Annotated in this window: 4 protein-coding genes; all 4 read left to right on the top strand. The window is 63.0% G+C overall.

What is annotated here, in order from left to right:
* The coding region (locus A5697_RS13860; protein WP_197500996.1) for an ABC transporter permease at window positions 1-158 on the top strand (158 nt) is incomplete at its 5' end.
* A 5-nt stretch (window positions 159-163) separates the two neighbouring features.
* On the top strand, window positions 164-1,471 hold the full coding sequence (locus tag A5697_RS13855; RefSeq protein WP_068010977.1) for an MCE family protein: 1,308 nt from the start codon (window positions 164-166) through the stop codon (window positions 1,469-1,471).
* Window positions 1,468-2,508: a virulence factor Mce family protein gene (locus A5697_RS13850; protein WP_068010975.1), complete on the top strand. Its 1,041-nt coding sequence runs from the start codon at window positions 1,468-1,470 to the stop codon at window positions 2,506-2,508. The genes A5697_RS13855 and A5697_RS13850 overlap by 4 nt, the downstream gene beginning before the upstream one ends.
* On the top strand, window positions 2,505-3,794 hold a 1,290-nt coding region (locus A5697_RS28770; RefSeq protein WP_156673295.1), incomplete at its 3' end, for an MCE family protein. The genes A5697_RS13850 and A5697_RS28770, both read left to right, overlap by 4 nt.

Below are 3,794 nucleotides of genomic sequence, written 5' to 3'. Positions count from 1 at the left end.
ACTGCTACTACGGCTACACCGCCACCGGCGGACCGGTCGGTGTCGGTGAAGCGGTCGGCCGATCCATGCGGCTGTCGGTGGTGACAATCGTGATCATCGTCGTCCTGACCGCGACGGCGGTCTACGGCAAAAACCCGAACTTCAACCTCACCGGGTAGCCGCCATGACGACCCCGGTGCAGGAGAACCCGTCACGTATCCCCCCGTACAAGACAACGGCTCTGGTGTTCTCGGCTGTCGCTGCGATGGTGCTTACGTTCGTGTGGTTGCAGTTTCGGGGCCAGTTCACGCCGAAGACGCCCTTGACGCTGGTGGCGCCCCGCGCCGGTTTGGTGATGGATCCGGGGTCGAAGGTCACCTACAACGGCGTGGAAATCGGCCGGGTGGCCAGTATTTCGGTAATCCAGCGTAACGGCATACCGGCGGCCAAGTTCGTCTTGGACGTAAACCCGAAGTACCTCGAGCTGATCCCAGCCAATGTGGACGCAAAGATCGAAGCGACCACGGTGTTCGGCAACAAGTACGTGTCGTTGACCTCGCCGAAGAACCCTGTGCCGCAGAACATCAGCCCAAAGCAAGTGATTTATGCCGGGTCGGTGGTAACGGAGCTCAACACGTTGTTCGAGACGCTCACCTCGATCGCGGAGAAGGTGGATCCGGTCAAGGTGAACCTGACGCTGGCCGCGGCGGCTGAGGCATTGACCGGCTTGGGCGACCAGCTTGGGCAATCGATCGTCAACGGCAATGCCATCCTCGACGACATCAATCCGCAAATGCCGCGGACCCGGCACGACATTCAAGGGCTGGCGGCCCTGGGCGACATCTTCGCCAACGCCGCACCGGATCTGCTCGACTCTCTCAACAACGCGGTCATCACAGCGCGCACGCTGCACCGGCAGGAAGCGGACCTGGATGCCGCGCTGTTGGCAGCCGGCGGCTTGGGCAACGCCGGTGTGGACGTTTTCCGGCGAGGAGGGCCCTACCTGCAGCGGGGGATGGCCGATCTGGTGCCCACCGCCCAACTGCTCGACACCTACAGCCCCGAAATCTTCTGCACCATCCGCAACTACTACGACGAAGAACCCAGGGCCTACGCGGCGACGGGCGGCGGCAACGGCTACGCGATGAAAACCATGACCGAGCTGACATCAGGCTTGGGAGGCCTACTGACTCTCCCAGGTTTGACCGGCACCGCGGCCACCATGGGGCTCCTCGGACTGGCCGGACTAGTCGGCGGGGCACCGAATCCCTATGTGTATCCGGACAATCTGCCCCGGGTGAACGCCCGCGGCGGGCCCGGAGGTGCGCCGGGATGCTGGCAGCCCATCACACGCGATCTGTGGCCCGCGCCGGAACTCGTGGTGGACACCGGCGCCAGCCTCGCCCCCTACAACCACTTAGACACCGGCTCGCCGTACGCAATCGAATACGTGTGGGGCCGTCAAGTCGGAGACAACACGATCAACCCATGAAAGTCACCGGCACCGCTATCAAGCTCGGCATCGTCTCGCTGGTGCTGCTGCTGATCACGCTGGCGGTCGTGGTGGTGTTCGGTCAAATGCGTTTCAACAGCACCGACAGCTATACCGCCGAGTTCAGTAGCGTCAGCGGCCTGCGCGACGGCCAGTTCGTCCGTGCCGCGGGCGTGGAGATCGGCAAGGTCAGAAAAGTGCGGCTGCTCGACGACAGCATGCGAGTACAGGTGGACTTCGACGTGGACCGGTCGATCCGGCTCTACCAGTCGACGACCGCGCAGATCCGCTACCTCGACCTGGTCGGTAATCGCTACCTGGAGCTCAAGCGCGGCGAGGGTGATGGCACTGATCGGGTCCTGCCGGCGGGCGGCTTCATTCCGCTGTCTCGAACTTCACCGGCGCTAGATCTCGACGCCCTGATCGGTGGTTTCAGGCCGCTGTTTCGGGCGCTGAATCCGGAGAAAGCCAACACAATCGCGTCGGCCATCATCACCGTGTTCCAGGGCCAGGGCGGCACGATCAACGACATCCTCGATCAGACCGCGCGGCTGACCGCGCACATCGCCGAACGCGATCAGGCCATCGGTGAGGTGATCAACAACCTGAATCTCGTGCTGGACACCACCGTTCGGCACCGCAAGGAATTCGACCACACCGTCGACAACTTCGAGCGATTGATCACCGGCCTGAAGAACCACGCCGACCCGCTGGCCGCCGCCACCGCGTATATCAGCAACGCCGCCGGCACGGTGGCCGACCTGCTCGCGGACAACCGCGCTCTGCTGCACAAGGAGATCAACTACCTACAGGCCCTTCAGCAGCCACTGGTCGACCAGCGCGATCAGCTGGGAGACCTGATCCAAACGATGCCGACCGCGCTCAATCTGATCGGCCGCAGCACCGGCCTGTATGGGGACTGGGGCAATTACTACGTCTGCGACCTCACCATCAAGTGGAACGGCCTGCAGCCCGGCGGTCCGGTACGCACGGTTCGGATCTGGCAGCAACCGACCGGTAGGTGCACGCCGCAATGAGAATACTGACGGAATTCAACCGCGGCCGGGTCGGGCTGATGGGCATCACCGTGCTGGTGCTCGTGGTCGCCGTCGCCCAAACCTTCACCAGCGTCCCGATGCTGTTCGCCAGTCCGAGCTACTACGGACAGTTCGCCAACACCGGTCAACTCAAAAAGAACGACAAGGTGCGCATCTCCGGCGTGAACGTCGGCAAGGTGCAGGCGCTCGAGATCGACGGCAACCATGTCCTGATCAAGTTTTCCGTCGGCGGCAAAAGGATTGGCACCGAGAGCCGACTCGCCATCAAGACCGACAACATCCTGGGCAGGAAGGTGCTCGAAATCGAGTCGCGGGGAACCCAGACGTTGCGACCAGGGGCCGTGTTACCGCTGCGCCAAAGCACCATCCCCTATGAGATCTACGACGCGAACTTCGACATCACCAAGGCCGCCACGGGCTGGGACCTCGACACCATCAAGCGGTCGCTGAATGTCCTGTCGCAGACCATCAATCAGACTTCCCCACGCCTGACCGCCACGCTTAACAGTTTGACCAAATTCTCCGACAGCATCGGTAAACGCGACGAACAGATCAAGCACCTGCTCGCTCAGGCCCACCAGGTAGCCAGCGTGCTCGGTGACCGAAGCGAGCAGATCAACCGGTTGCTGGTCAACGCGAACACACTGCTGGCCGCCTTCAACGAACGCGGACAAGCCATCGATGCGTTGCTGCACAACATTTCCGCCTTCTCGGCCGACGTCAACACCGGTGCACGGCAACGGGTTCCATGGCCGCGGCAGCGCGTCGGGTGGTGGGGTGTAGGAACACGCCGTTCCGGGTGGGACGGCCGGTCCCGGGTGATCGGGTGTGCCTTCGAGCACCGGCGGCGCGGGCGGTGGTGCGCCGTTGGGGAACCGGGTGCCGTTGGGGTCGGGCCAGCGGAACTCGGGCAGCCCGGCGCTGCGCCAGAAGTTCTCCGGGTCGATGCCGCGCTTCTTGAAGGCGGCGTCGACGAACGGCTGCAGAATCCAATACGGCAGCAGGTTGGCTATGACGATCTTGAAGTACGGTCCCGACGCCACGGATTCCCCGAGAGATGCGGCGAATTGACCCACAGAAGTGAGACTTTGGGCGAGGTCGGCTTTGCGTGCCACGAGCAGGTCACTGATGGCATGCAACTGCTCCAGCACGGCGTTCAGGCTCGGATTGTCGTTGATGAACCCCTGTACGTCGGCCGAGAAGGCGGAAATGTTGTGCAGCAACGCATCGATGGCTTGTCCGCGTTCGTTGAAGGCGGCCAGCAG

The organism is Mycobacterium sp. E3251, assembly GCF_001666835.1.
In the GTDB taxonomy this organism is placed as follows: Bacteria; Actinomycetota; Actinomycetes; order Mycobacteriales; family Mycobacteriaceae; genus Mycobacterium.
The sequence above is the reverse complement of the archived record's forward strand: the minus strand, read 5'-3'. Positions and strand labels throughout refer to the sequence as shown.